20 protein-coding genes are annotated in these 25,906 nt (G+C 70.2%); 10 read left to right on the forward strand and 10 right to left on the reverse strand.

Going from position 1 to position 25,906, the window contains the following annotated elements; translation table 11 throughout:
• The first annotated feature begins 28 nt into the window (after positions 1–28).
• Together ABT123_RS04275 and ABT123_RS04280 are read left to right on the forward strand one after the other, a co-directional pair.
• Positions 29–697 carry a GntR family transcriptional regulator gene (locus tag ABT123_RS04275; RefSeq protein WP_351309576.1) on the forward strand — a complete coding sequence of 223 codons (669 nt, stop codon included), beginning with the start codon at positions 29–31 and terminating at the stop codon, positions 695–697.
• 478 nt (positions 698–1,175) lie between these two features.
• Positions 1,176–1,556, forward strand: coding sequence for a hypothetical protein (locus ABT123_RS04280; protein WP_351309579.1), 381 nt, complete (start codon positions 1,176–1,178; stop codon positions 1,554–1,556).
• A 29-nt stretch (positions 1,557–1,585) separates the two neighbouring features.
• On the opposite strand, the gene ABT123_RS04285 is transcribed toward ABT123_RS04280, so the two are convergent.
• On the reverse strand, positions 1,586–3,640 hold the full coding sequence (locus ABT123_RS04285; protein ID WP_351309581.1) for a S9 family peptidase: 2,055 nt from the start codon (positions 3,638–3,640) through the stop codon (positions 1,586–1,588).
• An 84-nt stretch (positions 3,641–3,724) separates the two neighbouring features.
• Between ABT123_RS04285 and ABT123_RS04290 the strand changes: the two genes are divergently transcribed.
• Positions 3,725–5,260 carry an MFS transporter gene (locus ABT123_RS04290; RefSeq protein WP_351309584.1) on the forward strand — a complete coding sequence of 512 codons (1,536 nt, stop codon included), beginning with the start codon at positions 3,725–3,727 and terminating at the stop codon, positions 5,258–5,260.
• Positions 5,261–5,262: 2 nt separating this feature from the next.
• On the opposite strand, the gene ABT123_RS04295 is transcribed toward ABT123_RS04290, so the two are convergent.
• The 4 genes from ABT123_RS04295 to ABT123_RS04310 form a co-directional block, all read right to left on the reverse strand.
• Entirely contained in the window at positions 5,263–6,663 is a 1,401-nt protein-coding gene (locus ABT123_RS04295) for a cytochrome P450 (RefSeq protein ID WP_351309751.1), read from the reverse strand.
• Positions 6,664–6,753: 90 nt separating this feature from the next.
• Complete coding sequence (locus tag ABT123_RS04300) at positions 6,754–7,371, reverse strand: excalibur calcium-binding domain-containing protein (protein WP_351309587.1); 618 nt, start codon at positions 7,369–7,371, stop codon at positions 6,754–6,756.
• Positions 7,372–7,520: 149 nt separating this feature from the next.
• Entirely contained in the window at positions 7,521–8,027 is a 507-nt protein-coding gene (locus ABT123_RS04305) for an NUDIX domain-containing protein (RefSeq protein WP_351309590.1), read from the reverse strand.
• On the reverse strand, positions 8,024–8,671 hold the full coding sequence (locus ABT123_RS04310) for a class I SAM-dependent methyltransferase (protein WP_351309593.1): 648 nt from the start codon (positions 8,669–8,671) through the stop codon (positions 8,024–8,026). The genes ABT123_RS04305 and ABT123_RS04310 overlap by 4 nt, the downstream gene beginning before the upstream one ends.
• A 199-nt stretch (positions 8,672–8,870) precedes the next feature.
• On the opposite strand from ABT123_RS04310, the gene ABT123_RS04315 reads away from it, so the two are divergent.
• Together ABT123_RS04315 and ABT123_RS04320 are read left to right on the forward strand one after the other, a co-directional pair.
• Positions 8,871–9,083 carry a cold-shock protein gene (locus ABT123_RS04315; RefSeq protein ID WP_351309596.1) on the forward strand — a complete coding sequence of 71 codons (213 nt, stop codon included), beginning with the start codon at positions 8,871–8,873 and terminating at the stop codon, positions 9,081–9,083.
• Positions 9,084–9,130: 47 nt separating this feature from the next.
• The gene (locus tag ABT123_RS04320; RefSeq protein ID WP_351309599.1) at positions 9,131–9,610 is read left to right on the forward strand and encodes an HIT family protein; all 480 of its coding nucleotides are present in this window, start codon (positions 9,131–9,133) and stop codon (positions 9,608–9,610) included.
• Positions 9,611–9,622: 12 nt separating this feature from the next.
• On the opposite strand, the gene ABT123_RS04325 is transcribed toward ABT123_RS04320, so the two are convergent.
• The 4 genes from ABT123_RS04325 to ABT123_RS04340 all read right to left on the reverse strand — a co-directional run bounded on the left by ABT123_RS04325 (position 9,623) and on the right by ABT123_RS04340 (position 15,311).
• On the reverse strand, positions 9,623–11,089 hold the full coding sequence (locus ABT123_RS04325; RefSeq protein WP_351309601.1) for a carotenoid oxygenase family protein: 1,467 nt from the start codon (positions 11,087–11,089) through the stop codon (positions 9,623–9,625).
• A gap of 145 nt (positions 11,090–11,234) precedes the next feature.
• Positions 11,235–11,651 (reverse strand): hypothetical protein, encoded by a 417-nt coding sequence (locus ABT123_RS04330; protein WP_351309604.1) that lies wholly within the window; start codon positions 11,649–11,651, stop codon positions 11,235–11,237.
• Positions 11,651–13,180, reverse strand: a complete 1,530-nt coding sequence (locus tag ABT123_RS04335) for a helix-turn-helix domain-containing protein (protein WP_351309607.1) — start codon at positions 13,178–13,180, stop codon at positions 11,651–11,653. Before ABT123_RS04335 ends, ABT123_RS04330 begins: the two co-directional genes overlap by 1 nt.
• A 193-nt stretch (positions 13,181–13,373) precedes the next feature.
• A complete protein-coding gene (locus ABT123_RS04340) occupies positions 13,374–15,311 on the reverse strand; it encodes an amidohydrolase (RefSeq protein WP_351309610.1) in 1,938 nt (645 codons plus the stop codon).
• Positions 15,312–15,416: 105 nt separating this feature from the next.
• Between ABT123_RS04340 and ABT123_RS04345 the strand changes: the two genes are divergently transcribed.
• From ABT123_RS04345 to ABT123_RS04365, 5 genes are all read left to right on the forward strand, one after another.
• Positions 15,417–16,439 carry a LacI family DNA-binding transcriptional regulator gene (locus ABT123_RS04345; protein WP_351309613.1) on the forward strand — a complete coding sequence of 341 codons (1,023 nt, stop codon included), beginning with the start codon at positions 15,417–15,419 and terminating at the stop codon, positions 16,437–16,439.
• 207 nt (positions 16,440–16,646) lie between these two features.
• The gene (gene acnA, locus ABT123_RS04350; protein WP_351309616.1) at positions 16,647–19,361 is read left to right on the forward strand and encodes an aconitate hydratase AcnA; all 2,715 of its coding nucleotides are present in this window, start codon (positions 16,647–16,649) and stop codon (positions 19,359–19,361) included.
• Positions 19,362–19,559: 198 nt separating this feature from the next.
• Positions 19,560–20,993, forward strand: coding sequence for an N-acetylglucosamine/diacetylchitobiose ABC transporter substrate-binding protein (gene ngcE / locus ABT123_RS04355; RefSeq protein ID WP_351309619.1), 1,434 nt, complete (start codon positions 19,560–19,562; stop codon positions 20,991–20,993).
• A gap of 37 nt (positions 20,994–21,030) precedes the next feature.
• Entirely contained in the window at positions 21,031–21,975 is a 945-nt protein-coding gene (locus ABT123_RS04360) for a carbohydrate ABC transporter permease (protein WP_351309622.1), read from the forward strand.
• A gap of 19 nt (positions 21,976–21,994) precedes the next feature.
• Positions 21,995–22,927 (forward strand): carbohydrate ABC transporter permease, encoded by a 933-nt coding sequence (locus ABT123_RS04365; protein ID WP_351309624.1) that lies wholly within the window; start codon positions 21,995–21,997, stop codon positions 22,925–22,927.
• Between the two features lie 15 nt (positions 22,928–22,942).
• On the opposite strand, the gene mgtA is transcribed toward ABT123_RS04365, so the two are convergent.
• Positions 22,943–25,663: a magnesium-translocating P-type ATPase gene (mgtA, locus tag ABT123_RS04370; protein WP_351309627.1), complete on the reverse strand. Its 2,721-nt coding sequence runs from the start codon at positions 25,661–25,663 to the stop codon at positions 22,943–22,945.
• Positions 25,664–25,906 lie beyond the last annotated feature (243 nt).

The following is a 25,906-nucleotide window of genomic DNA, read 5'->3' on the forward strand; positions in this document are numbered from 1 at the left end:
TTCCTCTGCGATATCTCGGAGGAATGCGATGGGTGACCTGAAGCAGCACAGTCTCATCAAGGCCCAGGAGCGGCTCCGCGATCAGGTAGGCCATGCCCTCCGAGCGGCGCTGATAGCGGGACAGCTGGAGCCCGGCCGGGTCTACTCGGCGCCCACGCTGGCCGCGGACCTCGGCGTGTCGGCCACCCCGGTCCGCGAAGCCATGCTCGACCTGGCCCGGGAGGGACTGGTCGAGCCGGTCCGCAACAAGGGCTTCCGGGTCACCGAGATGAGCGAGCGCGACCTGGACCAGTACACCGAACTGCGCACCCTGATCGAGGTGCCGACCATCGGCATCGTCACCCAGATCGCGCCCAAGGAGCAGCTGGAGGAACTCCGGCCCATCGCCGAGGAGATCGTCGCCAGCGCCCGCGAGCACGACCTCATCGGATACCTGGAGGCCGACCGGCGGTTCCACCTGACCCTGCTGGGCCTGGCGGGCAACGAGCGGCTGGTGGAGACGGTCGGCGATCTGCGCAAACGCTCCCGGCTGTACGGCCTGACCAGCCTGGACCGGGCCGGCCTGCTGGTGTCCTCGGCCGAGGAGCACCTGGAACTGCTGGACCTGATGCTGTCGGGCGACGCCCCCGCCGCCGAGGCGTGCATGCGCCGCCACCTCGGCCACGTCCGCTCCCTCTGGGCCGACCAGGTCGAGTAGCCGGCGAGGTTGAGCAGCCCCGGCCGACACCGCCTCGGCCGGGGCTGTTTGCTGTGCTTGGTGCAGGGTTCTGACACAGCTGACCTTTGATGAGGCAAGAATGACCACACATTTGTCGTTCGACGGTGGCTGGGGCGCAACGGTGACGGAGGAGCCGCTGCACCTCACTCCCCGCTTCGCAGGCGACTCTGTGAGCGTCATGCGCTATGCAGACGCGACGGAACGTGATCGGCTCCTCTTGGGTACCTTTGGCAGTGAGCATTGGCTGTGGGACACCCCTGACATTCTTCGGTTCGATCAAGACAGCGGGAAGCTGGTCGGGGTTGAATTCCAGATGCCCTACATGTCCGCGTATCACGAGACATCCGCTCGTCTTCCCGCCGGCCCCGAGGTACGCCTGGGGGGGCTTCGCGCCGATGAAGTCCGGGACTTCCGGCATGAGATGTGCACGGTGCTGTGTCGCTCTCCGGGGGACGCCATGCTCGTCTGCCTGCGTGACCTCGACGTCCTGGACGAACCGCTGGAGGCCTGTATCGGCATTGCCCCCGACGTGGCGCTCCTCGTCCAGCGCGGTGCCGTCGTCGGCTGGAGCCTCACAGACCCTGCGCAGTATCTGACCACTGCCTACGCCGACCCTGACCCCAACCCGGCCTCCCCCGCCACCCGCCGCCTGCTCACCGAGTGCCTGGACCTGGTCACCACGCCGGTGGTCGACGACCTGGTCGACGCTGAGCCGGCGGCCCTGGCTCGCCTGCGGGCCGCCGACGAGGCCCTGCGCGCCCAGCGCGAGGACCGGAACCGAGCCGATGCCCTGCTCCAGCTGATCGCCACCTATGTGGAGGACTACGGGAACGGGTGACGACGGGCGGGCGGGGCACCGCCCTTCGGCTAGTGCAAGGCCGCCTTCAGGAAGGCGAGTTCCTGAGCGGCGAGCTTCTCGTACGTGCCGTTCGGGGTCATGTGGGTGACGCCCGGCAGGGCCAGGACCTGGTGCGGGCGGCTCGCGTCGGTCAGGGCCTGGGAGAGGCGCAGGGTGTGTGAGGGGTGCACGTTGTCGTCGGCGAGGCCGTGGATCAGCAGCAGCGGCCGGGTCAGGGCGGGTGCGTCCCCGATGAGCGACTCCCGTTCGTACACCTCCGGGTTTTCCTGGGGCAGGCCCAGGTAGCGCTCGGTGTACGCGGTGTCGTAGTGCCGGAAGTCGGTGGGCGGGGCCCCGGCCACGGCCGCGTGGAATACGTCGGGGCGGCGCAGCACGGCCGCCGCGGCCAGGTAGCCGCCGTAGGACCAGCCCTTCACGCCGACCCGGTCCAGATCGAGGTCCGGGTGCTGTTCGCCGAGCGCGCGCAGGGCCGCCACCTGGTCCTCGAGGGTGACCTCGGAGAAGTTCCGGTACATGGCGTGGGTGAAGGCGGGGGAGACGTACGGGGTGCCGCGGTTGTCGACGGTGACCACGGCGAAGCCCTGGTCGGCCCACCACTGGCGGTGCTGCCAGCGGCGCGGCTCCAGGCTCACGTCCTGGAAGCCGGGCCCGCCGTACACCTGGAGCAGGACCGGCAGCCGGTGGCCGGGCACATGGTTGCGGGGCAGTACCAGCGCGGTGGGCAGGGCGTGTTCGGTGACCCGGGCCAGGACCGGGGTCACCCGGTAGGGCAGCGGCTCGGACAGGTCGGCCGGGGTGAAGCTGCGCCCGTCGGCGGTGGTGACGGTCCGCCGGATGCCGTCCGGGCCGGCCGAGGTCAGCAGCAGGGCGCCGGCGGAGGCCATGGCGCTGTGCACCCCGGGCCCGTCGGCGACGGGGGTGAGCTTGCCGGTGTCCGGGTCGAGCAGCAGCACCTGCTGTTCGGCCGGGTCCCGCAGTCCGGCCTCGATCAGCAGACCCCCTTGGTGCTCGCCGGCCAGCGCGCGCACCTGGACCTCGTCGCCGGTGAGCAGGACCCCGTCCAGGGCGAGGGAGCAGGCGGCGCCACCGGAGGTCTCGGCCGCGGTGACCATCCGCCCGTCGGCGAGCCGGGCGGGGGTGCCGGGGAGCATGGTGTCCACGAACCGGGGGTGGCTGGTGCGGGAGAGTTCGCGGGTGGCGCCGGTGGCCGGATCGGCGGAGAGCAGCAGTACGTTCTGCTGGAGCCGGTCCTGGACGGTCAGCAGGATCTCCCCCTCGCCCTCCCAGCCCGCGTCGGAGACATACGGGTAGGTCTCGGCGTCCCAGTCCAGCCGGACCCGCCGGCCGTCCGGGCCGAGCACCCACAGCTGGACGTCGGCGTTGGGGCCGCCAGCCTCGGGGTAGGCGAAGTCCTCGGCCGGCCGGTCGGGGTGCGCGGGGTCGGCGAAGTATCGGCGCTGCAGCCCGGTTTCATCCACCCGGGCGGCCAGCAGGGTGACCCCGTCGGGGGACCACCAGTGGCCGCGGGAGCGGTCCAGCTCCTCGGCGGCGGCGAACTCGGCGAGGCCCCAGCGGGCGCCGTCGTCCGGGCTGATCCGGCCGCCGGGGGAGACGTACAGGGCGTCGTCGGCGACATAGGCGATCTTGCTGCCGTCCGCGTTGGGGCGGGGGTCCAGGGCGGGTCCGGCGGCCGGTATCTCCCGGGCCCCGGCGCCGTCGAAGGCGACCTGGTGGAGGCGGCCGTAGAGGGCGAACACGGCGTGCCGGCCGTTGCCGGAGAGGGCGTAGGAGCCGATGCCCGCCGCCACCAGGCGGGTCCGCTCCCGGAGCCGGCGTTCGGCGACGGGGAGTTCGCCGGGCTCGGGGGAGAGCACGCGCGGGTCGGCGAGCAGGGTCTCGGTGCCGGTCGCGGTGTCGAGGACGTGGAGGCTGTCGAAGGGGTCGGTGGGGCCCGAGGAGCGGAGGAAGTACAGCAGGCGTCCGCCGTCGCCGAAGGCGAAGGCGCGGGGGGCGCCGTAGGAGAACCGGGCCGTGCGGGCCGAGAGAGCGAGAAAGGCATCCATGAGTCAGAAGTGTGACATGTGAAATGTCACAGCTCTAGGCCATCCGGGTGGTGACGCCTTCGGGGCGGGCATAGCGTCGGAAGGGTGGACCGGACCGCCCGGAACACCCGGAACCCCCTGCACACAAACGGCAGGACCGCACTCTTCGTCATCGCCTCCTGCCAGCTCATGGTGGTCCTCGACATCACCATCGTGAACATCGCCCTGCCGCACATCCAGACCGCACTCGATTTCTCCACCGAGAGCCTTGCCTGGGTGGTCAACGCCTACACCCTCACCTTCGGCGGACTGCTGCTGCTCGGCGGCCGGGCGGGCGACATCCTCGGCCGCAAACGGGTGTTCATCTCCGGCGTCCTGCTCTTCGGCCTGGCCTCACTGCTCGGCGGATTCGCCCAGAGCTCCGGCCAGCTGCTGGCCGCCCGCGCCCTGCAGGGCGTCGGCGCCGCCATCGCCTCACCGACCGCACTGGCCCTGATCACCACCACCTTCCGGGAAGGCCCGGCCCGCAACCGGGCCTTCGGCGTCTTCGCCGCCGTATCGGCGGGCGGCGGCGCGATCGGCCTGCTGGCGGGCGGCATGCTCGTCGAATGGCTCGACTGGCGCTGGGTCCTCTTCGTCAACGTGCCCATCGCCCTGCTGATCGCCCTGCTCGCATCGAGGGTGATCCGCGAATCCGAACGCCATCCCGGACACTTCGACCTGGCCGGCGCACTGACCAGCACCCTCGGCATGGTGTCCCTGGTCTACGGGTTCATCCGCGCGGCCCAGGACGGCTGGCGGGACCCGCTCACCCTGACCTCGTTCGCCGCCGCCATCGTGCTGCTCACCGCATTCGTCCTCATCGAGCGCCGCTCCCGGCAGCCGATCACCCCGCTGCACATGTTCGCCGACCGCAACCGGGCCGGAACGTACGGCATCATGCTCTTCCTGGCCTGCGCGATCTTCGGGATGTTCTTCTTCCTCACCCTGTTCGTGCAGAACGTGCTCGGCTTCAGCCCCATCCAGGCCGGCCTCGCCTTCCTCCCGGTCAGCGTGGTCATCGCGATCGCGGCCGGCATCACCGCACGGCTGCTGCCGAAGTTCGGCCCCAAGCCCTTCATGGTGATCGGCGCCCTGTGCGCCGCCTGCGGGCTGGCCTGGCTCACCCTCACCGACATCCACTCCACCTACCTGGGCAGCATCCTCGGCCCGATGCTGCTCTTCGCCCTCGGCATGGGCATGCAGTTCGTGTCCCTGACCCTGATGGCCCTGTCCAACGTCCCCGAGCGGGAGTCGGGCGCGGCCTCCGGACTGCTGAACACCACCCAGCAGGTGGGCGGTTCGCTGGGCCTGTCCATCCTGGTCACGGTGTACGGCACGGCCAGCCGCCACGAGGCGGTGCAGCAGGTGCCGGAGTTCCTGGCCACGGCCGGCCCGGCGCAGCTCGCCCTGTTCCGGCGGACCGGGCAGCTCCCCGATCCCTGGGGCGACGAGGTGCTCACCGCGGGGGTGTCGGCGGCGTTTGTCGTGGCGGCCCTGTTCGCCCTGGTCGCGGCGGCGATCGCGCTGTTCGTCATCCAGGTCCGGCCCTCGGACCTCGAGCGCCTGCAGGGCAACCATGTACCGGCGGGCAGCCGGTAGCCTCAGCCGTCCGTACGGACGGGCCGGACGGGGCGGAGGCGGCAGCGGGCGGGGCCGTTGGCGCGCAGGGTGATGCCCGTGCTGACCGGGATCTCCCGGTCCACCGGCTCGACCGCGTACTCCCGCAGGATCATCGCCAGCGCGATCACCGACTCCAGCATCGAGAAGTGCTGCCCGATGCAGGCCCGCGGGCCGCCGCCGAACGGGAACCAGGCGTACCGCGGCCGGTCCGCCTCCGCCTCCGGGGTGAACCGCTCCGGATCGAACCGGTCCGGGTCCGGCCAGTAGCGCGGGTTCCGGTGGGTGACCCACGGGGCGAGGATCACGTCCGCCCCCGCCGGGACGGTGTGCCCGTCGATCTCGGCGGCGGCCACCGACCGGCGCCCGATGACCGGAGCAGCCGGATACAGCCGCATGGCCTCCTTCAGGACCTGCGTCAGGTACGGCAGCCGGTCCAGGTCGGCGGCCTCCGGCAGCCGGTCGCCCAGCACCCGGGACACCTCCTCCCGGGCCCGGTCCTGCTGCTCGGGGTGGAGCGCGAGCAGATGCAGGGCGAAGGCCAGCGAGGTCGCCGTGGTCTCGTGTCCGGCGAGCAGGAACACCAGGACCTGGTCACGGAGTTCGGCGGCATCGAAGCCCGCGTCGCCGGCGCTCTCCGCAGCCGCCAGCAGGGTCAGCAGATCCTCGCCGGCCGCGCCGCCCGCCGCGTCCCCCGAGGCTGCGCCCGGCTTTCCGGCCCGCCGACGGGCGATGATCCCGTCGCAGGCCCCGTACAGCTCCTCCATCGCGGCTGCCGCCCGCTGGTTCTGCGGAGTGGGCCAGCTCCGCGGGATGTTCACGGGGGAGTAGCCGCGCCGCAGCACGTACTCGGTGATGACCGGAAAGCATCGGTCCACGACCTCGACGGTGGCATCGACGTCCGTTCCGAACAGGATCCGGGCCACCGCGCGCAGCGCCAGCGCCATCATCTCCTCGGCCACGTCCACCACACCGCCGGGTGCGGTCCGCCAGGCGTCGATGCTCGTCTGCGTCTCGGCGGCGACCGCGCCCGCGTACGTGTCCACCCGGCGGCGGGTGAACAGCGGCTGGACCAGCCGGCGCTGGCGCAGATAGTCCTCGTCCTGGCTGGTCAGCAGGCCGTTGCCGAAGGAGTCCCGTACCTCCTGGTAGAAGGCGTTGTCCTTGCGGAAGTTGGCCGACTCCGAGGCGAGCACCTGCTGGGCGCCCTCGGCGGAGAACACGCAGTGCAGTTCGACCCGCAGCCCGGGCGGGCCGGCGGTGATCCGTACCACGTCACCGTGCCGGTGCCGGGCCCGGAGATAGGTGCCCAGCGAATCGCTCTTGAGGTCGAAGAGCGAGCCGAGCAACGGCACCCCGGCGAGCTCCGGAATCCCCGTACCCATGTTTTCCGCGACTGCCACAGCTGCCCCTTCGCCCGGAACGGTCGCCCCCGATTCTGCCGCCCCGTCCCCGCCGGGGGCGAGCGGAATCACCTAACTGTCGCAACCGATACCGTCGTTGTCCCGGTCCAGGTGCTTGCCGTAGCCGGGCTCACCGCGCCGGATCGGGGCGGCGCCGGCGGCGCGGGCGGCGGCGCAGTTCTTGTAGTACACGCTGCCGGAGCCCGGCGGTTTCGTGCTCGCCTTGGGCGTCACCCGCACCGTCGGCTTCGCGCTCGGCAGCGCACCCGGCTTGGCCGTCACCGTCGGCTTCGTAGTGGGCTTCGTGGTGGGCTTCGGGCCGAGCTTGGCACCGGCCTGCTCCGGGCAGGCGGTGCCGGGGGCCACCAGGGAGAGCTCCGCGGCGGACCCCGCCGTGACGGCCGTTCCGGCGGCCGGGGTCTGGAAGCACACCTGCCACTCCGCGTGGTCCTGCGGCAGCACCACATTCGCGTATGCGCTGCGCGCCTCGACGGCCCCGCCCCCGGTCACCTCCCGGACGGCGGCCTCCGCCTCCGTGAACTTCCGCCCGACGACGTCCGGCATCCGCGCCGCCGCCCGGGACGCGGTGGCGGCGGCCGACGGCTTGCCGGACGCGGGCTTCGGCTTCGGCTTCGCTTCCTCGCATCCGGTGAGCAGCAGAACGACGGCGCTGGCGGCGGCAACCGCCATGGCGCGTCTCCGGCGGTCAAACATGGTGGACCCCCCACGATCAAGACTTCATGAAATCCGCCGAAGCCTATGGGGCCGCCCGGCCGCCCGGTGACGCTGTTTCACGCCATGTCCGGCGGTGGCCCGCGGGGTCCCGCCATGTCCCGTGGTCAGTCGTCGCCCCAGTCCCACGCGTCGAAGTACGCCGTGGTCGCCGTCCGCCGCGCCCGCATCACCGCCTCCAGCCGGGCGAAGTCCCGCGGGGGCATCAGGGGCCGCCAGTCCTCCAGGGGCAGGGCGCGGACGTCGTCGTGTTCGGCCGGGTCCAGGGTGATGGCCCCGACCTGTTCGGGGGTGAGCCGGCCGCCGTCGAAGACGAACCCGACGGTGGCGAGGGGCCATTTCTTCCCCGGCAGGCCGAACACGGTGGCCAGCAGCCGCTGCGGGCCGTCGTACTCGAGACCGGTCTCCTCCCGGCACTCCCGCAACGCCGTCTCCCAGGGCCGCTCCCCGGCGTCCATGCAGCCGCCCGGCCACTGCCACGGATGACTCTGCGAGTACACCGCCCGCAGCTGGACCGGCCGGTCCAGCTCGTCGGTGAAGAACAGGCTGCCGAAGGCGGCAGCCTTCGGCAGCAGCTCGGCAAACTGCTCGGGCGGCAGCCAGGCCCCACTCACGCGACCCCTCCCCCCACCCAGGCCCGCACCATCAGCGTCCCCAGATCCAGCGGATCGGGCGCCGGATACACCTGCGCCTCCACCCGCCCGAAGCCGGCCTCCAGCAGCATCTCCTCGTACATCCCAGGTGTGTAGCACCACCGCCGGACCGCGACCGGCCGCCCGCGCAGGGCGCCGGGGTACATGCCCTGCGGGCCGTAGCAGCCGTCCACCGCCGGTCCGTGGGTGAAGAGCAGCAGGCCGTCCGGGTTGAGCCGGGCGCGGATCAGGGGGAGGAGGGTGCGGGGGTCGTTGAACCACACCGCGCCGAAGCGGGAGAGCACCGCGTCATAGGTCTCCTCGCTGCTCGTCAGGAACTCGATCGCGTCCTGCCGTACGAAGCGGACCGGCAGGCCGGCGCACCGCTTGCGGGCCCGCTCCAGGTGTGCGGGGGCCAGGTCGATGCCGGTGGCCCGGACGCCCCGCCGGGCGAGCAGCACCAGTTCCGTCGCGTCCCCGCAGCCCAGCTCCAGTACGGCCTCGGGGGCGCCGAGGAACTCGAGGCCGGGCCCGTGTTCCTCGTACTGCGTCCAGCCGCGGAACCTCGTGTCGTCCCATTCGACGACCCCCCAGCCTTCGGCATAGGTGTCCCAGTACTTGCTCACCGCGCACGCTCCTCTCCGCCCAGCTCCTGCGGCCCTAACGCGGAGGTTCTGCCCGGGGTCACACCCCTTCCGACGCTGGTCGGGCGACGAATACCGGCCAGATGTCCTGGACTCCGTAACCTGCGTCCCGCCGACAGCGATGATCAGCTCATCGGGCGCCCTGCCCGCCCGACCGAAGCGCGTGATCCGAAGGAGTGGCATGTCCGAGCGCCAGAACGGCACCGTGAAGTGGTTCAACGACGAGAAGGGCTACGGCTTCATCACCCCCGAGAGCGGAGCCGACCTGTTCGTCCACTTCAGGGCGATCCAGGGCAACGGCTTCAAGAGCCTGAAGGAGGGCCAGAAGGTGACCTTCGTCGCGGTGCAGGGCCAGAAGGGCCTGCAGGCGGACGAGGTCGTCCCGCAGGGCTGACCTCACCACCGGAAGGCGGGGCGTTGCCGTCGCGGTAGGTTCCGGCCATGGGTGAAATGTGGCGGACGGACCGGATCGGCAGCGCTCTGCGCGGCGAAAACCCCACTGTGCTGCGGCGCTTGACCGCGGGGTTCGCTGTGATCGGCGATGTGCAGTTCCTCCCGGGCTACTCGGTGCTCCTGGCGGACGATCCCGCGGTGGAGAGACTCTCGGACCTGCCGAGGGACAGGCGGCTGGCCTTCCTGTCCGACATGGACCACCTCGGAGAAGCAGTCGAGCGGGCATCCCGTCGCCTGGACGCGGCCTTCCGCCGGGTCAATCTGGAGATCCTCGGCAACACCGACGGGTTCCTGCACGCACACGTATGGCCACGGTTCGAGTGGGAGCCGATGGACCTGGTGGGCAGGCCGGTGTGGCTCTATCCCCGCGACAACTGGACCGACGAGCGGTTCGCCCTCGGTCCGCAGCACGCCCCGCTGCGCAAGGCGATCGAGGACGAGCTGGACTGCGACTGCCACCGGCAGTGAATGCCGAAAGCTTCACGGCTCGGTGGGCAGCCAGCAGCCGTGGAGGCCGAGGGGGACCCGGACGGGGATGCGGGCGCGGGCCACTGGCCCGGAGGCGGGGTCTTCTGCGGGGATGACCAGGAACCAGCTCGATCCGTCGGTGCGGTCGGTGGCGAAGGTCAGCCAGTAGCCCTGCTCCTCGGAGTCCCGGCCGGGCTCGGGGGCGAACACGGGCTCGCCGACGGAGAGGTTCCCGGCCGGCCAGACGCTGGCGCTGCCGGTCTCGGTGTCGTACCAGCGCACCGCGTCGTACTCGCCCGGCAGCAGGTCCGTCCGCCCGGTCCCGGTGGCCAGCGCCGTATGGCGGTGGCGCCGGCCGATGCGCCGGTCGTCGACCCGCGGAAACTCCACCCGGGAGTCGTCCAGCACGGTACGGGTCATGCTGCCCGCGGCCGGATCGATGCGCGCGCGTACCAGGCCGCCGCCCACCGGGCCCGCCGCGCCATCGGGGCCCCCGCCGACGGTCAGCCTGCTCCACTGCACGTAGTCGAGGACCACCGGGGCATCGGCATCGGCATCCCCGCCCGCGCCGTCGTCCCCGCCCGCGCCGTCGTCGTCGTACGCGTTCACGGTGTGCCACAGCCAGAACGCCTCGTCGGCCGCCCAGCGCAGCCGCCCGCCGTCGCGCGGGATCAGCGCCACGCGGGTGCCGCGCTCGGGCCGCCAGGCCAGGAACGAGCCGCCCGCCATCGCCGCGTCCAGGTCGAAGAAGGCCGGGGCGAGGACGAGGACCGCGTAGCGGTCGGTCAGGGCCATGTCGTGGATCATCATCGGCTCGTCCACCCCGTCGACGGGCGTGGGCCCGCGGGTGACGGCGCCGTCGCGGCCGATGACCGACCAGGTCAGGTAGGGCGGTTCGAAGGCGTAGCAGAACACGACCATCTCGCCCGTGACCGGGTCGGTCTTGGGATGGGCGGTGATGCCCGCGGGCAGGGACCCGCCGAAGTCCTCGCGGCCCACGGTCCCCAGGCCAGCGTCGATCCGGAAGGGGCAGGCCGACTCGGCGAGAGCCAGCATGCGCCCGGCGTGCCGGACGACATTGACGTCGGGAAGGTCCCGGAAGGTGCCGGCGAGATCCGGGCCGACCTGCGCGGCGTCCGGCACGAGCAGTGATTCGAGGCCGCCCCACAGGGCGTGTCCGACCTGTTCCTCGGCCTCCAGCGCCGGGGTGCGGACGAAGCGGTTGCGGTAGCGGGCACGGCCCCCGTCGAGCCAGACCCCGTGCAGCATGCCGTCGCCGTCGATGGGGTACAGGTACGAGCCGATCGGGGTGAAACGGGGATTGGGGCCGTTGCGCAGGTACAGGCCCTCCAGGGCGGCCGGGAGCTCACCCGTCACCTCCAGATCGGCGACGTCGACCTCTTCGGTCACCGGTGCGAACGATCCCAGCAGGTGGGGGACCCGGGTGGGGTCGAAGCGGGCTGGCGTGTGCGTGTTCACGGGACCTCCCGGCCCGCGCCCGGCGGGGTCCGCCCCGGAGGGAGCGGTCCCCGCGCGGGCGCGCGGTTGCGGCACTCTTTCCAGTGAAGCGCGGCAGCCGGGTGGCTGCCAGATGTTGCTGTCACCAGGAGCGCGGCACGGGAGGTCAGACGGAGGTGAAGACGTCCTCGGGTGTGCCGTCGAGGACGAATCCGTTGTCGAGGCGGACGCGGACCGTCACGCGGGGCTTCTGCTCCCGGTGGGCGATCCAGTCCGGTTCCAGGGTGGCGATCTGCTCTTCGAGCTGCTTCCGGCTCGCCGGGGGCATCTGGTGGCCGAAGTCCTCGAGGAGCGACGTGAGCCGCACGTACTCGCGGACCTCGTGGCTCGGCTGCTGCGGCTGCGGCTCGTCCACCCGCTCGACGGTGCCCTCGGTACCCGATGCCAGGAGGAGGGAGCCGAGGGAGCCGACGATGGCATCCGCGGCTGCCGGGTCCTCCGCGGCCGGAACGGCCGGAACAACCGACCCGGCCAGCCTGAGGTCGGCCGCCAGCTTCACCCGCAGGCCTGCTGTGAGCGCCATCAGATGTCGCGGAAGATTTCGATCTGGGCGCCCACCGAGTTGAGGCGTTCCGCCAGTTCCTCGTAGCCCCGGTTGATGACATACACGTTGCGCAGCACCGAAGTGCCCTCCGCCGCCATCATCGCGAGCAGGACCACCACGGCCGGCCGCAGCGCCGGCGGGCACATCATCTCGGCGGCGCGCCAGCGGACCGGGCCCTCCACCAGGACGCGGTGGGGGTCCAGGAGCTGGAGGCGACCGCCGAGGCGGTTGAGGTCCGTGAGGTAGATCGCGCGGTTGTCGTACACCCAGTCGTGGATCAGGGTCTGGCCCTGGGCCACCGCCGCGATGGCCGCGAAGAACGGGACGTTGTCGATGTTCAGCCCGGGGAACGGCATGGGGTGGATCTTGTCGATCGGGGCTTCGAGTTTGGAGGGGCGCACCGTGAGGTCGACCAGGCGGGTGCGGCCGTTGTCGGCCGTGTACTCCGCCGAGCGGTCGTGGTCCAGGCCCATCTCCTCCAGGACCGCGAGCTCGATCTCCATGAACTCGATCGGGACCCGGCGGATGGTCAGTTCGGACTCGGTGACCACGGCCGCGGCCAGCAGGCTCATCGCCTCGACCGGGTCCTCGGAGGGGGAGTAGTCCACATCCACGTCGATGGTCGGGACACCGTGGACGGTGAGGGTGGTGCTGCCGATGCCCTCCACCTTCACGCCGAGGGCCTCCAGGAAGAAGCACAGGTCCTGGACCATGTAGTTGGAGGAGGCGTTGCGGATGACGGTGACACCGTCGTGCCGGGCCGCGGCGAGCAGCGCGTTCTCGGTGACCGTGTCCCCGCGTTCGGTCAGGACGATCGGCCGGTCGGGGGAGACGCCGGCGGCGACCTTGGCGTGGTAGATGCCCTCGGTGGCGGTGATGTCCAGGCCGAACCGGCGCAGCGCGATCATATGCGGCTCGATGGTGCGGGTCCCGAGGTCGCAGCCGCCCGCGTAGGGCAGCCGGAACTGGTCCGTCCGGTGCAGCAGCGGGCCCAGGAACATGATGATGCTCCGGGTGCGGCGGGCGGCGTCGGCGTCCATGGCGTCCATGTCGAGCCGGGCCGGCGGGACCAGTTCCAGGTCCACGCCGCCGTTGATCCAGCGGGTGCGTACGCCGATGGAGTTCAGGACCTCCAGCAGCCGGTAGACCTCTTCGATCCGGGCGACCCGGCGCAGGACCGTGCGGCCCTTGTTGAGGAGCGAGGCGCAGAGCAGGGCCACGCAGGCGTTCTTGCTCGTCTTGACGTCGATGGCGCCGGACAGGCGACGGCCGCCGACGACGCGCAGGTGCATGGGGCCGGCGTAACCCAGCGAGACGATTTCGCTGTCGAGCGCTTCACCGATTCGGGCGATCATCTCAAGGCTGATGTTCTGGTTGCCGCGTTCGATCCGGTTCACTGCGCTCTGGCTGGTGCCGAGCGCATCCGCAAGCTGACTCTGTGTCCAGCCCCGGTGCTGCCGGGCGTCACGGATGAGCTTGCCGATGCGTACGAGGTAGTCGTCTGCCATGGATGCACCGTATCTCAGATATGAGATGGTGCTCGCGGTGGGTGTGGCAGACGGGTGTTACACCCCGTCAGTTCCCCTGTCGGCTCCCCTGGCTGCTCCGCGTGTCACTTGTTTCTATTTGCGGGCATCTGCCCGGTTCGGCACCTTGCACCGGCCCCCAGGGACTGCTCGGTCTCCCGGGGGCCGGTGGTCGTCAGTGGCCGCAGGCGTGGTGGCGGTCCCGGTGGACCGCGGCGTACGAGGCCGGGCGCGGGCCGGCTGCCGTGCCGGCCGCCGGGCCGCCCGCCGCGCGGGCGAGCCGGGCCGCGGCTGCCCGGCCGGTGGCCGAGTGCACGTCGTGCACCGCCCGCCCGTCCACCAGCGTCAGCTCCACCTTCGTCTCGCTGATGTCCGCCACCGGGCAGCGCGTCACATCCCGGTCCAGCAGCACCAGGTCCGCCGCCTTCCCCTGCTCCACCGTTCCGGTCAGCGCGTCCTGGCGGAGCTGCCAGGCCGTGCCCAGCGTGTGCATCCGCAGCACCGAGGAGCGGCCCAGCCCCTCCAGTTCGCGGTAGAGCTCGCCCTGCCCGTGCGCGCCCTGCCGGTCGATGGCCGTACGCAGCTGGTTCCACACCTGGAGCGCGTCCACCGGCCAGTCGGAACCGCCGCTCAGCCGGGCCCCGGCCCGCTCCAGGCTGCGTGCCGGGTACATCCAGCGGTGCCGCTTCGGCCCGATGTACGGCAGCAGCGCCTCCATGGTCCAGGTGTCCTTCGCCGCCCACTGCAACTGCATACAGGCCGCGACGTTCAGCTCGGCGAACCGCCGCAGGTCCGCCGGGTCCACGATCTGCAGGTGGGCGATCGCGTTCCGCGGGTCGCGCAGGCCGGTGGCCCGGCGGGCGTACGCGTACCCGTCCAGGGCCGTCCGGACCGCCCGGTCGCCCAGCCCGTGGGCGTGCATCTGCCAGCCGGCCCGGTTGAACGCGGCGGTCAGCCGGCCGTACTCGGCGGCCGAGGTGTACAGCTCGCCCCGGTTGTCCGTCGGCTTCCCGGTGGTCCCGTCCAGATACGGCTCCAGCAGCGCCGCCGTCTGGGCCGGGTACTCGATGACCCCGTCCAGGAAGACCTTGATCATCCCGAGCCGGAGCCCCTGCACCCCGCTGAACTCCCGGCGCAGGCCCTGCGCGTACGCAAGGGAGCCCGCCGGGTCCTTGGTCTGCTCCACCTCCAGCCGCAGCGCGGGCACGATCCGCTGCGGCAGCTTCCCGGCCGCCGACAGCGCCCGGTACAACTCGAGCTCGTGCCGGCCGACCAGCGCGTCCATCATCGTGGTGATCCCGGCGGCGGCGGCCTGCTCCAGCACCTTCGCGCAGGCCGCGACCAGCTGCTCCTGGGTGGGCGCCGGGATGTGGCGCCGCACCAGCTCCTGGGCGTCATCCTTCAGCACGCCCGTCGGCTGCCCGTCCGCCCCCTTGACGATCTTCCCGCCCGCCGGGTCCGGGGTGGCGGCCGTAATGCCCGCGATGTCCAGAGCGCGGCGGTTCGCCCACAGATTGTGGCCGTCGCCGCCGACCAGCGCGATCGGTCGGCGGGTGGGCAGGGCGTCCAGCATGGAGTGGTGCGGTGCCGTGCCGATGGGCAGCAGGCCGACCGGGTTCCAGTCCTCCACCACCAGCCAGCCGTCCGGTTCGGCACCCGCGCCGCCGGTGTCGGCGAGGAAGCCGCGCAGGATCTCCTGGAGTTCGGCGAGGGTGGTCTCGGCGCCCTCCAGCGAGGGCCGCAGCGAGCGGTCGCCCGCCCCCAGCGGATGGACGTGTCCGTCGTGGATCCCGCTCATCACCGTGTTGCCGCGGGCGTTGACCACCTCGGTGTCCCGGCCGATCAGCCGCCGCAGGGCCGAACCGGAGCCGGTGGCGAGGATCTTCCCGTCCCGGCCGACCGCCACCGCCTCCACCGGCGCCCGGCCGGAGACCCCGGTGAACACCCGGGCGTTGTGGATCACCAGCGAGGCGGAGCCGCGGCCACCGGACCCGTTCGCCGCGGCGGGTGCGGCATGGGCCGTACCGGCCGCCGCCGAACCGAGCAGGCCGGCCGCGCCCGCGGCCCCGGCCGCGGTGAGAAGTCCCCGCCGGGACAGTGAAGAAGACGTCATGACCACTCCCAACGTTGGCTGTGGCCAGGACACTGTTTGATTAACCTCTTAACCAGAACCCGTCCAAGACGACGGAATCCGCACCCGCGTCCGTACGATGACCGCGTGCCCGGACCCGGACCGACCATCGCCGACATCGCGCGCGCCGCCGAGGTGTCCACCGCGACGGTCTCGCACGCGCTCAACGGCACCGGCCGGCTCGCCGAGGCCACCCGCCGCCGGGTCCGCGAGGTCGCGACCGGTCTCGGCTACGGCGCCCCGCGCGCCCCGCACACCCGCACCCTCGGCCTGGCCGTCACCACCTTCGCCGGCTCCGCCTGGAACTATGTGGCGGTCACCTACTTCTCCCGCTGGCTCACCGCCGCCACCTCCGCCGCCCACGCCCGCGGTTACGCGCTGACCACCCTGCCCGCGGACCGCGGCGCCGAGGCGCTCTGGCACACCCTCGCGGTGGACGGGATGCTGCTGCTGGACAGCCCGGAAGGCGATCCGGTGCTGTCCGCGCTGCGGGCCCGCGACATCCCGGTGGTCTTCGACGGCCGGCCCGCCGTCCCGCGCCCCGGGGACATCTGGGTGGACAACGACCATGCGGCGACCACCCGCGAGGTCCTCGACCACCTTGCCGCAGCCGGTGCCCGGCGGATCGCGCTGCACGGCGGGTTCGGCCGGGACCACTACACCCGGGCGGTGGCCGAGGCGTACGAACGGTGGTGCGCGGAGCGGAACCAGCCCGTCCTGCCGGTCCGGTTCGACCCTCACGACGCCGCCGGCCATGCCTTCGACCCGCTATTCCATGAGGGCGCAGGCGCGGTGGACGCCGTGTACTCCCTCTACGATCCCGGCGGCCGGCAGGCGCTGGCCGCAGCGGCCCGGCACGGCCTGGCGGTTCCGCGGGACCTGCTGGTGGTGTGCGCCAGCGAGGACCCCGGGTACGCGGCCACCGAGGTGCCGGTGACCACGGTGACCCTGCATCCCGAACTGACGGCCGAGGCGGCGGTCGCCGCGCTGGTCGGGCGCATCGAGTCCGGCGACGGCCCGGCTCCGGCGGGCGCTTCGGCGGGCTCTTTGGCGGGCGAGGTGACGGTCCCGGCGGGTCTGACCGTGCGCGCGTCCTCCCGCCGGGTGTGATCTGACCCATGCCGGACCACGCCGTGCATGACCTCGGCGCGCCCATGCACTAGAGTTATCTCGACATCGAGATATCTGCCGAAGGCGAACCGCAGCCGCCCCGCTGGTAAGGGTTACCTAACTTAGCCCTACCTTAGCGGATTGGCCAGAGTGCCACGCGGCAGGATTGCGGTAGAACGCGCGAATTCATGCATGAAGGAGACTGTCGTGTCGGCGAACAGCTTCGACGCCCGCAGCACGCTGCAGGTGGGCGACGAGTCGTACGAGATCTTCCGGCTGGACAAGGTGGAGGGCTCCGCCCGGCTGCCGTACAGCCTGAAGGTCCTTCTGGAGAACCTGCTCCGCACCGAGGACGGCGCGAACATCACCGCCGACCACATCCGGTCGCTCGGCAACTGGGACTCGCAGGCCCAGCCCAGCGAGGAGATCCAGTTCACGCCGGCCCGCGTGATCATGCAGGACTTCACCGGTGTGCCCTGTGTCGTGGACCTCGCCACCATGCGTGAGGCCGTGAAGGCCCTCGGTGGCGACCCGGCGAAGATCAACCCGCTCTCGCCCGCCGAGATGGTCATCGACCACTCGGTCATCGCCGACAAGTTCGGCACGAAGGACGCCTTCGCGCAGAACGTCGAGCTGGAGTACGGCCGCAACAAGGAGCGCTACCAGTTCCTGCGCTGGGGCCAGACCGCCTTCGACGACTTCAAGGTCGTCCCCCCGGGCACCGGCATCGTCCACCAGGTCAACATCGAGCACCTGGCCCGCACGGTCATGGTCCGTAACGGCCAGGCGTACCCCGACACCCTCGTCGGCACCGACTCGCACACCACCATGGTCAATGGCCTCGGCGTGCTGGGCTGGGGCGTCGGCGGCATCGAGGCCGAGGCCGCGATGCTCGGCCAGCCGGTCTCCATGCTGATCCCGCGGGTCGTCGGCTTCAAGCTGACCGGCGAGCTGCCCACCGGCACCACCGCCACCGACCTGGTGCTGACCATCACCGAGATGCTGCGCAAGCACGGTGTCGTCGGCAAGTTCGTCGAGTTCTACGGTGAGGGCGTCGCCGCCACCTCCCTCGCGAACCGCGCCACCATCGGCAACATGTCGCCGGAGTTCGGCTCCACCGCTGCGATCTTCCCGATCGACGGCGAGACGCTGAAGTACCTCAAGCTCACCGGCCGCTCCGAGCAGCAGGTCGCGCTCGTCGAGGCGTACGCCAAGGAGCAGGGCCTCTGGCTGGACCCGGCCGCCGAGCCGGACTTCTCCGAGAAGCTGGAGCTCGACCTCTCCACGGTCGTCCCCTCCATCGCCGGCCCGAAGCGCCCGCAGGACCGCATCGTCCTGGCCAACGCCGCCGAGCAGTTCGCCCAGGACGTGCGCAACTACGTCGAGGACGACGACGAGGCGGGCAAGGAGTCCTTCCCGGCCTCCGACGCCCCGGCCGCCGTCAACGGCGTGCCGACCCGTCCGACCCTGGTCACCCTGGCCGACGGCACCTCCTTCGAGATCGACCACGGCGCCGTCACCGTCGCCGCGATCACCTCCTGCACCAACACCTCGAACCCCTACGTCATGGTGGCCGCGGCCCTCGTGGCCAAGAAGGCGGTCGAGAAGGGCCTGTCCCGCAAGCCGTGGGTCAAGACCACCCTGGCCCCGGGCTCGAAGGTCGTCACCGACTACTTCGACAAGGCCGGCCTGACCCCGTACCTCGACAAGATGGGCTTCAACCTCGTCGGGTACGGCTGCACCACCTGCATCGGCAACTCCGGTCCGCTGGACGAGGAGATCTCGAAGGCGATCAACGAGCACGACCTCGCGGTCACCTCGGTGCTCTCCGGCAACCGCAACTTCGAGGGCCGGATCAACCCCGACGTCAAGATGAACTACCTGGCCTCCCCGCCGCTGGTCGTCGCGTACGCCATCGCGGGCTCCATGAAGGTGGACATCACCACCGAGGCCATCGGCATCGACACCGAGGGCAACCCGGTCTTCCTCAAGGACATCTGGCCCTCCGAGGCCGAGGTCAACGACGTCGTCGCCAACGCCATCGGCGAGGACATGTTCAGCAAGTCCTACCAGGACGTCTTCGCGGGCGACGCCCAGTGGCAGGCGCTGTCGATCCCGACCGGCAACACCTTCGAGTGGGACCCGCAGTCCACCTACGTGCGCAAGCCCCCTTACTTCGAGGGCATGACGATGGAGACCACCCCGGTCTCCGACATCGCCGGCGCCCGCGTGCTGGCGAAGCTGGGCGACTCGGTCACCACCGACCACATCTCCCCGGCCGGTGCGATCAAGGCCGACACCCCGGCCGGCAAGTACCTCACGGAGCACGGCGTCGAGCGCCGCGACTTCAACTCGTACGGTTCCCGCCGCGGCAACCACGAGGTCATGATCCGCGGTACGTTCGCCAACATCCGCCTGCGCAACCAGATCGCGCCGGGCACCGAGGGCGGCTTCACCCGCGACTTCACCGTCGAGGGCGCGCCGGTCTCCTTCATTTACGATGCCTCCCAGAACTACCAGGCCGCCGGCATTCCGCTGGTCATCCTGGCGGGCAAGGAGTACGGCTCCGGCTCCTCCCGCGACTGGGCGGCCAAGGGCACCGCGCTGCTCGGCGTCAAGGCCGTCATCGCCGAGTCCTACGAGCGCATCCACCGCTCGAACCTGATCGGCATGGGTGTCCTCCCGCTCCAGTTCCCGGAGGGCGCCACGGCTGCCTCCCTGGGCCTGACCGGCGAGGAGACCTTCGCCTTCACCGGTGTGGAGGAGCTGAACAACGGCACCACCCCGCGCACGGTCAAGGTGACCACCGACACCGGTGTCTCCTTCGACGCGGTCGTCCGCATCGACACCCCCGGTGAGGCGGACTACTACCGCAACGGCGGCATCATGCAGTACGTGCTCCGGAACCTCATCCGTGGATAAGCACAGCCGCGGCTAAGCACACCCGCCGCCGGTCGCACATCGGCACCAAAGGGCCGTATCCCCGTTATGGGGGTACGGCCCTTCCGCATTGTGCGACGGTGGTCTTCTCAGCCGGGCGGAAGTGGACTATACCTGTGCGCGTCCGGGCCACCGCGGTACCAGCGGCACGGACCGCGGACTTCCGACGAAGGCGAGGACATGAGCATGGCATCCACTGGTGAGGGCCTCGGCCGCCGTGACCTGATCAAGCGCTCCGCGGCACTCGGACTGATCACCGTGCCGACGATGAGCTTCCTGTCCGCCTGCGCCTCCGGCGGTGAGGAGGGCACCACGAAGGGGCCGGACCAGGCGCCGGTCACCAAGGACAACCCGTTCGGCGTCGCCAAGGGCGGCAAGCTGGACGTGGTGATCTTCAAGGGCGGATTCGGTGACGACTACGCCAAGGCCTGGGAAGCCGCGTTCGACAAGAAGTGGGGCACCACCAGCACCCACCTCGGCACCCAGGAGATCACCTCCAAACTCCAGCCCCGCTTCAACAACAACACCCCGCCGGATGTGGTCGACGACTCCGGCGCCCAGAAGATCAAGCTGGACGTGCTGTTCAAGGCCAATCAGCTCGCCGACCTCACCCCGGTGCTGGACGCCCCCAGCCTGGACGACCCGACCAAGAAGGTCCGCGATGTCCTGATCGCCGGAACTGTCGAACAGGGCACCCAGGGCGGCAAGTTCGTCGCGCTCAACTACGTCTACACCGTCTTCGGCTTCTGGTACTCGGGCAAGCTCTTCAAGGAGAAGGGCTGGACCGCGCCGAAGACCTGGGAGGAGTTCCTCGCGGTCTGTACCAAGGCCAAGGAAGCGGGCATCGGCGGCCTGGCCCACCAGGGCAAGCACCCGTACTACATCAATGTCGTCATCATGGACCTGATCGCCAAGAAGGGCGGTCTGGAGGCCATGAAGGCCATCGACAACCTGGAGCCGAACGCCTTCGACGGCAGCCCCGCCGCCCTCGAAGCGGTGGAGGCGGTCTACGAGGTGGTCGAGAAGGGCCTGCTCATGCCGGGCACCAACGGCCTGAGCCACACGGAGTCGCAGACCGCCTGGAACCAGTACAAGGCGGCCTTCATCCCCTCCGGCTCCTGGCTGGAGAACGAGCAGCTCAAGCAGACCCCGGACGACTTCGACATGCAGTTCCTCCCGGTGCCCGTGCTGGCCGGCAGCAAGCTGCCCTTCGAGGCCATCCGGGCCGGCGCCGGCGAGCCCTTCATCGTCCCGGAGAAGGCCGCCAACAAGTCCGGCGGCCTGGAATTCATCCGTTCGATGCTGTCCCGCGAATGGTCGACCCTCTTTGCCCAGCAGGCGAACTCGCTCACCGTGGTCAAGGACGGCGTGGACCCGAACGTGAAGCTGCGGCCGGGCACCCAGTCGGCGGTCGCCGCCCTGAAGTCGGCCGGCGACAACACCTTCAACTACCTGTACCCCGACTGGTACAGCGAAATGGACACCGCCATCCAGGACGCGTCCAATGAACTGATGGCCAAGCGGATCCAGCCAAAGGAGTGGATCAAGCGGGCCCAGGCTGCGGTAAACAAGGCGGCGCAGGACCCGAACGCCAAGAACAACCGCCGCAGCTGACCCGCCCGCATCGCAGGGACTCGCAGGGACGGACACCATGAGCCATGTAGCCCAGGGCAAGGGGCGGGCCGGCTTCATCGTCGGCTTCCTCTTCGCGCCCATCGCGCTGTATCTGACCTTCGTGATCTGGCCGTACGTACAGACGTTCGGCTACTCCTTCACCAACTGGAGCGGCCAGTCCCCGGTCTTCGACTTCGTCGGCCTGGACAACTATCTGGAACTGGCGAAGGACGAGGTCTTCCGGGGCGCGCTCTGGAACAACCTGCTGCTCCTGGTGTTCGTCCCGGTGATCACCATCCTGCTCGCCCTCTTCTTCGCCTTCATGCTGAACGCCGGCGGGCGCAGCGGAGCCGGCGGGGTCCAGGGCGTGCGGGGCTCCGGCTTCTACAAGATCGTCTACTTCTTCCCCCAGGTCCTCTCCCTCGCCATCCTCGCGGTCCTCTTCGGCGCCGTGTACCGCAGCGACGAGGGCGGCCTGCTGAACGGGTTCCTCGTCAAACTGGGCCTGGTCGACCGGATGCAGCCGATCGAATGGCTCAACGAGCCCGACCTGGTCCTGTGGTGCCTGCTGCTGGTGGTCGTCTGGCACGGGGTGGGCTTCTACCTCGTCCTCTTCTCGGCCGCCATGCAGTCGGTGCCCAAGGACATCTACGAGGCCGCGCTCCTCGACGGAGCCGGACGCGCGCAGACCTTCTTCAAGGTCACCCTGCCCCTGCTGTGGGACTCTGTGCAGACCTCCGCGGTCTACCTCGGCATCGCCGCGATGGACATGTTCGTCCTGGTGTCGACCATGACCTCGGGCCAGTTCGGCGGCGGACCCGACCACCACAGCGAGGTCATGGCAACGGTGCTGATGCGCAACTTCCTGTACTTCGGCAAGAGCGGCTACGCCTGCGCCATGGGCGTGGTGCTGCTCGTCCTCACCCTGGTCCTGTCCGTCATCACGCTGCGCGCCACCCGCCGCGAGCGCATCGAGTTCTAGAGCGGACGGGAGTTCCACGATGACTACACAGTCCACAGTGATCAAGGCCCCCGGTGAGTCGGCGGCCGAACGGTCCGGCGCCGGCCGCGCCGGCGGGCGGGGGAGCAGCCGCTCCGAGGGGCTGGCCCTCAACGTCTTCTCGCACGGCTTCCTCGCCCTCTGGGCGGTACTGATCGTCCTGCCGCTGATCTGGCTGGCGCTCGGCTCCTTCAAGACCGATGTCCAGATCGGCGGATCGGCCCTCAGCTGGCCCTCCAACTGGCACTTCGACGCCTTCGGCCGGGCCTGGAGCAAGGGCATCGGCAGCTACTTCGCCAACACCCTGATCGTGATGGTCTTCTCGGTCCCGCTGACCATGCTGTTCGGGTCGATGGCCGCGTACGTGCTGGCCCGCTACCCCTTCCCGGGGAACCGGTTCATCTACTACTTCTTCGTCAGCGGGGCGATGTTCCCGGTGTTCCTGGCGCTGGTCCCGCTGTTCTTCATGGTGCGGCGACTGGACATGCTGAACACCTACCAGGGACTGATCCTGGTCTATGTCGCCTACTCGATGCCCTTCACCGTCTTTTTCATGCACTCCTTCTTCCGCACCCTGCCGACGGCGGTGCACGAGGCGGCGGTGATCGACGGGGCCTCGCACACCCGGATCTTCTTCCAGGTGATGCTGCCGATGGCCCGGCCCGGCCTGATCAGCGTCGGGATATTCAACATCCTGGGCCAGTGGAACCAGTACATCCTGCCCTCGGTGCTGATGCAGCCGCAGACCGGAGGAGACCCCGAGCGCTTCATGCTCACCCAGGGTCTCATCCAGTTGCAGTACCAGATGGGCTACGAGACCGACCTGCCGGTGCTGTTCGCGGGCGTGACCATCGCGATGATCCCGATGCTGGTGGTCTACCTCTCCTTCCAGCGCCAGATCCAGGCCGGCCTCACCTCGGCCACCCTCAAGTAGCGCGGCCGGGCACCCCTACAGCCAGGTGTTGAACCGGCGGATGTACCAGGTCTTCACCAGCTGCGTGAGGGTGCAGTAGGCCAGCAGGACGCCGATCAGCCAGGGGAAGTACGACGCCGGGAGGGCGACGAAGCCCAGCGAGGGGGCCAGCGGGGAGAACGGCAGCCACAGGCCGGTCAGCACCGCGAGGACGGTCATCACCATCACCGGCCAGGAGGCGCGGGACTGGATGAAGGGGATCTTCCGGGTCCGGATCATATGGACGACCAGGGTCTGCGACAGCAGGCCCTCGATGAACCAGCCGGACTGGAAGAGGGACTGGGCGCTCTCGTTGTTGGCGCCGAAGACGTTCCACATGATCAGGAACATCGCGATGTCGAAGATCGAGCTGACGGGGCCGATGGTGACCATGAAGCGGAAGATGCCCTTGGCGTCCCAGTTGCGGGGCTTGCGCAGGTACTCCTCGTCCATCCGGTCCCACGGGGTCGCCAGCTGCGCGATGTCGTAGACCAGGTTCTGCAGCAGCAGCATGATCGCCAGCATCGGCTGGAAGGGGATGAACGCGCTCGCCACCAGCACAGAGAAGACATTGCCGAAGTTCGACGACGCGGTCATCTTGATGTACTTGATGGTGTTGCCGAAGGTGGTCCGGCCCTGGACGACGCCCTGCTCCAGGACGGTCAGGTCCTTCTCCAGCAGGATGATGTCCGCCGACTCCTTGGCGATGTCCACGGCGGTGTCCACCGAGATGCCGACATCGGCGTCGCGCAGCGCGGCAGCGTCGTTGATGCCGTCCCCGAGGAACCCGACCGTGTGCCCGTCGGCCTGCAGGGCCCGGACGATCCTGGCCTTCTGGACAGGGTTGACCTTGGCGAAGACCGTCGTACGGGCGGCCAGCGCGCGCAGCTCCGTGTCGTCGAGGGTGTCGATCTCGGCGCCGAGCGCCACATGCCCGACCTGGATGCCGACGTCGGCGCAGACCCGGGCGGCCACCAGGTCGTTGTCACCGGTGACCACCTTCACCGCGATGCCCTTGTCGGCCAGGCCTTGGAGGGCCCGGGCGGCGTCGGCCTTCGGCGGGTCGAGGAAGGCGAGGAAGCCGACCAGGGTCAGCCGGTCCTCGTCGGCGACCGTGTAGGTGTCGCGCGGGGTGCGGATCGTGCGGGTGGCGACGGCGAGGACCCGCAGGCCCTGCCGGTTGTTGTCCTCGGCGATCCGGGTGACGTGCCAGCGCAGCTGCTCGGTCAGCTGGACCGTCTCGCCGCGGTCCACCATGTGCGTGCAGAGGTCCAGGACCTCCTCGACCGCACCCTTGGTGATCATGACGTGTTCGGAGCGGCCGACGTCGCCCAGGACGGAGTTGCGGTTCAGGACCACGGACATGCGGCGCCGGGCGAAGTCGAAGGGGATCTCGTCGACCATCGAGAACCGTGCGTCGACGACAACCTCCTCGGCCTCGTTGACGCGGTCGATGACCGCCTGGTCCATCAGGTTCTTCAGACCGGTCTGGAAGTGCGAGTTGAGGTAGCCGTACTCCAGGACCTCGTTGTCCTCGTTGCCGTGCACGTCCAGATAGCGGTCCAGGACGATCCGGTCCTCGGTGAGGGTGCCGGTCTTGTCCGTGCACAGGACGTCCATCGCGCCCAGGTTCTGGATCGCGTTGAGCCGCTTGACGACCACCTTGCGCTTGGACATGGCCACCGCGCCGCGCGCCAGGTTGGCGGAGACGACCATCGGCAGCATCTCGGGGGTCAGACCGACGGCGACGGCGATGCCGAAGAGGAAGGCCTCGTCCCAGTCGCCCTTGGTGATGCCGTTGATCATGAAGACCACCGGGACCATGACCAGCATGAAGCGGATCAGCAGGAAGCTGACCTTGCGCACGCCGGTGTCGAAGTTGGTCTGCGGGCGCTCGCCGACCAGCGAGCCGGCCATCGAGCCGAAGTAGGTGTCGGCGCCGGTGGCGACCACCAGACCGGTGGCGGTGCCGGAGGTGACCGAGGTCCCCATCAGGCAGAGGTTGTCGGCCTCGACCGGGTCGTCGGTCACCCGCTGGCCCAGGTCCTCGGAGCGAGTATCGGCCTTGGCGACGGGCAGGGACTCCCCGGACAGCGCGGCCTGGCTGACCATCAGGTCCTTGGAGGTGATGAGCCGCAGATCGGCCGGGATCAGGTCGCCGGCGGCCAGCTTCACCACATCACCCGGGACCACCTGGTCCATGGGTATTTCGACGGTGGTGGGCACGGATCCGGTGCCGGCCCGGCGCTGCACCGCGCAGGTGGTGGTCACCAGCTTCTTCAGCGCGTCCGCGGCACGGCCCGAGCGGTACTCCTGCCAGAACCGCAGCAGTCCGCTGACCGCCACCATCACGGAGAGGATGATGACGCCTTCGTCCGCGGGGTCCTGCCAGAACATGATCGCGGCCAGGAAGACCAGCACGCCGATGAAGGGGTTCCAGAAGGCCTTCCCCAGCTGGACGAACCAGCGGGGCGTGCGCTCCTGGGCGACGACGTTGCGGCCGTGGCGCTCCAGGCGCAGCGCGGCCTCGGCCCGGGTGAGGCCGTTGTGCGAGGCGTCGACGGACTGCAAGGCCTGGACGCCCGAGCGGCGGCTGGTCTCGACGAGGTGCTCGCCGACGAGCCGGGTACGGGCCTCCAGCTCGGCGGCCTTGCGTTCGCGGCGGGTCCGGCCCGGCGGTGCAAGCTTGGTGGGGGTACGGGGGGTGAGCATGGTCATGACGGAACCTCCCTCTGCACGCAAGCGGGCAGCACGGAGCCGCACCGTTACGCAGAGTGGTCATGGATGAGTGCCGCAGGCCCGCTGGGCGCGTCGGAGCGCATCAGGGCACGCGGAAGGCAAGGGGTGGAACTGAATGAAACCTGTGAACGGACGGCCGGCCGGATCGGAAGGGGATCAGGCGGCGAGCGCGCGGCAGGAACTTCGGTCGGGACTCATCCCGAACACCTCCTTGCCTCGTGC

Source organism: Streptomyces sp. NPDC002054, assembly GCF_040296685.1.
In the GTDB taxonomy this organism is placed as follows: Bacteria; Actinomycetota; Actinomycetes; order Streptomycetales; family Streptomycetaceae; genus Streptomyces.

Coding starts and splice junctions, on each gene's coding strand:
- ABT123_RS04335 (WP_351309607.1), bottom strand. CDS start 13,180: ATGGCAGACGACTACCTCGTACGCATCGGCAAGCTCATCCGTGACGCC.
- ABT123_RS04365 (WP_351309624.1), top strand. CDS start 21,995: ATGACTACACAGTCCACAGTGATCAAGGCCCCCGGTGAGTCGGCGGCC.
- ABT123_RS04340 (WP_351309610.1), bottom strand. CDS start 15,311: ATGACGTCTTCTTCACTGTCCCGGCGGGGACTTCTCACCGCGGCCGGG.
- mgtA (WP_351309627.1), bottom strand. CDS start 25,663: ATGACCATGCTCACCCCCCGTACCCCCACCAAGCTTGCACCGCCGGGC.
- ABT123_RS04280 (WP_351309579.1), top strand. CDS start 1,176: ATGCTCGTCTGCCTGCGTGACCTCGACGTCCTGGACGAACCGCTGGAG.
- ABT123_RS04295 (WP_351309751.1), bottom strand. CDS start 6,663: ATGGGTACGGGGATTCCGGAGCTCGCCGGGGTGCCGTTGCTCGGCTCG.
- ABT123_RS04285 (WP_351309581.1), bottom strand. CDS start 3,640: ATGGATGCCTTTCTCGCTCTCTCGGCCCGCACGGCCCGGTTCTCCTAC.
- ABT123_RS04320 (WP_351309599.1), top strand. CDS start 9,131: ATGGGTGAAATGTGGCGGACGGACCGGATCGGCAGCGCTCTGCGCGGC.
- ABT123_RS04275 (WP_351309576.1), top strand. CDS start 29: ATGGGTGACCTGAAGCAGCACAGTCTCATCAAGGCCCAGGAGCGGCTC.
- ABT123_RS04300 (WP_351309587.1), bottom strand. CDS start 7,371: ATGGCGGTTGCCGCCGCCAGCGCCGTCGTTCTGCTGCTCACCGGATGC.
- ABT123_RS04330 (WP_351309604.1), bottom strand. CDS start 11,651: ATGGCGCTCACAGCAGGCCTGCGGGTGAAGCTGGCGGCCGACCTCAGG.
- ABT123_RS04360 (WP_351309622.1), top strand. CDS start 21,031: ATGAGCCATGTAGCCCAGGGCAAGGGGCGGGCCGGCTTCATCGTCGGC.
- ABT123_RS04315 (WP_351309596.1), top strand. CDS start 8,871: ATGTCCGAGCGCCAGAACGGCACCGTGAAGTGGTTCAACGACGAGAAG.
- ngcE (WP_351309619.1), top strand. CDS start 19,560: ATGAGCATGGCATCCACTGGTGAGGGCCTCGGCCGCCGTGACCTGATC.